At 74.3% G+C, this 4,210-nt stretch carries 2 protein-coding genes and 1 pseudogene; all 3 read right to left on the bottom strand.

Translation table 11 applies throughout. From position 1 onward, the window contains the following. Positions 1–294 precede the first annotated feature (294 nt). Positions 295–1,479 carry a S8 family serine peptidase gene (locus M8542_RS49685; protein WP_372508822.1) on the bottom strand — a complete coding sequence of 395 codons (1,185 nt, stop codon included), beginning with the start codon at positions 1,477–1,479 and terminating at the stop codon, positions 295–297. Between the two features lie 106 nt (positions 1,480–1,585). Beyond that, positions 1,586–1,819, bottom strand: coding sequence for a DUF8617 domain-containing protein (locus tag M8542_RS49680; RefSeq protein WP_504970547.1), 234 nt, complete (start codon positions 1,817–1,819; stop codon positions 1,586–1,588). Then, positions 1,819–4,210, bottom strand: a pseudogene (locus tag M8542_RS49675) (hypothetical protein); the annotation flags it as partial. The gene M8542_RS49680 and the pseudogene M8542_RS49675, both read right to left, overlap by 1 nt.

Here is a 4,210-nt window from a genome sequence, read left to right as displayed (position 1 = left end):
GCTGCTCGTCCAGGCCGTCCAGCCCCGTCTCGGACTTCGAGTCCTCAGCGTTCTCCACGCCGGACATCATGTCGGTCATCAGGTGCACTTCCATGATCGGGAGTTACACCGCTCGTTTTACAGTCCCTCCAGGTACGCGAGTCGTCCGTCCAGGTACGCGAGTTCGCCGTTCCGGTACACCGAACTCGCGTGATCAGACCCGGATCTCGCGTGATTGGAGGGGCATCTCGTGTGATTGGGCGGGCATCACGTGTGATTGGAGGGGCATCACTCGTGATTGAGGGGACGACACGGTTAGGGCGTGAAGCGGGAGGGGCGCCAGTTTCGGCGGCGGGCTCGGCGTACTGCCGCCACCGTCACTCCGGCCGCGGCCGCCAGGGCGACGCCGGCCAGCGCGATCGTGCCGGCCGCCAGGTCTGACGTCGCCGGGGCCGGGGCCGCGGCCGGGACCACCGCGGGAGCCGAGGCCGGCGCCGGGGCCGCGCCCGGCGGGGCGACGTCGGCCGGGAGGGTCGACGACACCGCCGCGTACGCGTCCAGGACTCCCCAGCCCAGCCGCGGGTCGTGGCGGCCCGACGGCGGACGGTGCGCGGTGAGCGTCAAGCGGGTCAGGACCTGGTCGCCGGTGAGGTTCGGGTGGTACGCACGGACCAGCGCCGCGACGCCGGCGACGTACGCCGCCGCCAGGCCCGGGTCGGTCACCGGCCAGCGGTGCGCCACCGCGCCACCCGCGCCGGCCGACGTGCTCACCAGCTCCGCGCCCGGCGCCGCGACGCCGAGGTAGTCGCCCGCTTCCGTCTGCACCGGCTCGCCCGCGGGGTTCACCGACCCGACCGCCAGCACGCCGGACGACGCCGTCGGGTACGTCCGCGCGCCCTGCTGGGTCGCCGACGCCGCCGAGACGACCACCGCGCCTTCCGAACGCGCCCGCGAAACCGCGCCCGCCAGCTGAGGGCTGTCGAACGCCGCCGGGACCGCGATCAGGACGACGCTCGCGTGCCGGTCCAGGGCCGTGCCGATCGCGTCGGCCAGCGCGCCCGGGTCGCCACCGCCGCCGTCGGACGCCGACGAGCCCGAGCCTTCCGTGTAGCGGATCGGCAGCAGCCGCACGCCGGGTGCGACGCCGGCGAAGGTCGTGGACGCGTCGGGCTGCGCGCCGACGATGCCGGCCGCGATCGTGCCGCGGCCGTCGCAGTCCGAACGCTCGGTGCCCGCGCCGCCTTCGAGCTGCCCGGGCGCGAACTGGGTGTTCTGCCCGTCGACGCCCGTGCCGATGACCGCGACGAGCTGGCCCTCACCCCGGGTCAGCGGCCACAGCCGCGCCGGGTCGACCAGCCGCTGGCCCCACGGGACCTCGCCGGTGTACGTGCCGGACGGGTTCGCGCACTGCCCAGGGGCGGCGACGGCGGACGCGGGCAGGCCGATGGCCACGAGCCCGGCGACGGCGAACGCCGCCGGCAACCGCTGTGTGCACCTCAAAGCCGGACATCCCTAAGCCACGGACCCCCCGTGACGAAAGACGGTGGCGGACAAGCACTTCCGCCACCGTCAGCCTACCGGATCCCGCCCGCCCGGCGAGGGTGAATCAGGCATCCGGCGGGAGGATGTCCTCGCCCTTCACGTACTCCGTGAGCTTGCCGCCCTCGTGCCAGAACCACAGCCGCTCGCAGACCGGGCAGCGCACGACCAGCAGCGCCCGGCCGAGCAGCAGCTCCGGGGAGACGTCCACGTCGAACTCTTCGTGCGACAGCATGAAGAAACTGTCGTGCGGGTCGTCATCGCGGAGGATGGTCCCGCACTTGCACCGGATCTTCGCCATCACGAACCGCCAAAGAACTGGATTTCACTGATGGGCGGGCCTTTGCCCCAGCTCTTGATCATACCGTTCACCCGGGTGAGCGCACGCTCCGAACCGCCGAAGTCGGCCGCGGTGAGACCGCTGCCCCGAAGGTCGACGATCACGCCGCCGCCGTGCACCTGGCTGTACTTCTTCGCGATCTTCCCCAGCATGGAGTCGATGGAAGTGCCGGAGGGCGTATACACATCCCAGAGCACCCCGTCGACCACCAGGTCGCTCGTCCCGCCGCCGGCCCGGGTGCCCACCGGATCTCGCAGCACGACCCGCTTGCCCTGGCCCGCCAGCTCTTCGGCGGCCCGGATTTCCGACGCCGTCGCTCGCGTCGCCGGGATCTCGAGCATCCCGATGTTCGGCAGGTCGACCAGCCGGGAAGCTTCGGCGGCCACCGCGGCCGACTCCCTCGCCGCTTCCTGCGCGGCAGTGGCCGCCCGCCCGAGCTGCGCGGACGCGCTCGCGCCGGCGGCGTCGAGCAGGCCCACTCCCGCGACGTCGGCCGCTTCCGCCAGCGCGGCGGCCCCCGCGCCCGCGCGCAGCTCGGCCGCCCCGCCGGCGAGCAGGTCGGCCAGTTCGCACTCCGGGCAGACCAGGGAGGCCAGCACCATGAGCAGCCCGCCGAAGTCCGGGTCGGTTCCGGCGGTGACGAAGTTGGTGAAGTCGTCCCGGAGGTCGGCCATGTAGTTCGGGCTGAACAGGTTCCGGACGTCCAGGCACCGCGCGAGCGTGGGGTCGCCCTGCGGGATGTGCTGCCGGCAGATGTCCTGGAGCCGGCCGAGAATGCGTTGCTGGTCGGCCTGGGAGCCGCTGAACAGCAGCACGCAGTCCGAGTTGCTCAGCAGGTTGACGGCTTCGACGTCGCGGGAGTTGTCGTCGCAGGCGGCCTGCCGCTGCTGGATGAGCTGCTGCTTTTCCGTCGCGGCTTTGTTCGCGACGCTCTGCCAAGCGTCCTTCGCCGCCGCCGCGGCCACGGCGGCGCTGCTGCCCGCGTCGAGCGCGGCGTCGTAGGCGATCTTGGCCGAGCGGTTGGCGTCCTGGGCGAAGCCGGCCGCGACACCCGCGTAGTACTGGGCCGTGGCGGCCGAGCGGCCGGCCCGGTCGGCGGAGGCGACGGCGGACGCCGCCGCGTGGGCCGCCGTCGTGGCCGAGGACTGGGCCTGCCGGGCGGACTCCGCGGCCCGGCCGGCGGCGTCCTGCGCCTGCCGCGCGTAGTCGGCGGCCTGGTTGGCCGCCGTGGCCGCCTGATCGGCGTACCCGGCGGCTTCGTCGGCGGCATCACGGGCGCGCGCCGCCGCGGCCTGGGCCTCGTTGGCGTCGTGGGTCGCCGTGGCCCCGGCGCTCGCGGCCTGGGCCAGCAGGCCGTCGATGGCGGCGTTGTGCGCGGCGGTGTTCTGGTCGCGGCGGGCGGCGGTGTACTGGCCCACCGCGATGAACTCCCGCAGCAGCACCGGCGGCCCGTCGAGCGCGGCCTGCGCCGCGTTGACGACCTCGCGCGCGCCGACGGCACGGGCGGCGGACTGGACCTGGCTCGCCTTCAGCTGGTCGTCGATGCCGAGCGCGACGAACTGGCCGTTGTCGAGGAACTCCCGCAGCGCCTGGTCGGTGCCGGCGTCGAGCGCCTTCTGGCCTTCCTGCACGACCACGGTGCGCCCGGCCGCGCGGGCGGCGGACATGACCTGGCTGACCTGCAGGGTGTCGTCCTGCCCGCGACCGGGGTAGTCCCGGTTGCGCAGGAAGGTCCGCACATCGGTGTCCGAACCGGCCAGCGCGGCGTTCGCGGCCGTCTGGAACCCGGGCACGCCGGTCTCGACGAGCTGGGCCAGCACGGCCCGGTCGTCCTGTCCGGCGGCCGCGGTCAAGCCGGTGGTGACGAAGGTGACGACCTCGTCGTCGGACGCCGACAGCGCGGCGAACGCCGCGGCCTTGGTCCAGGGACCACCCTCCGCGGCGAGGGTCAGCGCGACCTTGCGGGCGTCGGCGAGCACGGTCGCGCGAGCGGTGCCGGCCGCGGTGGCCTCGGCGATCAGCCGGGTGGTCTCGGCGCTCCAGGTGGCGGCCTGGTCGAGGTCCCACCGGGGTGGCACCGGACGCGCGGCATCCGTCGCCGCGGCAGCTCGAGCGGCGTCGTCGGCCTGCTGGCCGTTCAACGCGATCCGGTCGTCGTCGGCCTTGCGGGCGGCCTGGGCGATGCGGGCCGCCTGGTTCGACGCCTCGACCGACGCGTTCGCCGCGGTGGTGGCGGCGTTCGCGTGCGCGGTCGCCTTGGCCGCCGCGTCGGCGGCCTGCCCGGCGTGCGCCGCCGCGTCGTCCGCAGCGGCCGCTGCCGCGTTCGCGTCGTTGGCGGCGGCGGTGGCGGCA

The sequence above is a fragment of the Amycolatopsis iheyensis genome (genome assembly GCF_024703995.1).
In the GTDB taxonomy this organism is placed as follows: Bacteria; Actinomycetota; Actinomycetes; order Mycobacteriales; family Pseudonocardiaceae; genus Amycolatopsis; species Amycolatopsis iheyensis.
The sequence above is the reverse complement of the archived record's forward strand: the minus strand, read 5'-3'. Positions and strand labels throughout refer to the sequence as shown.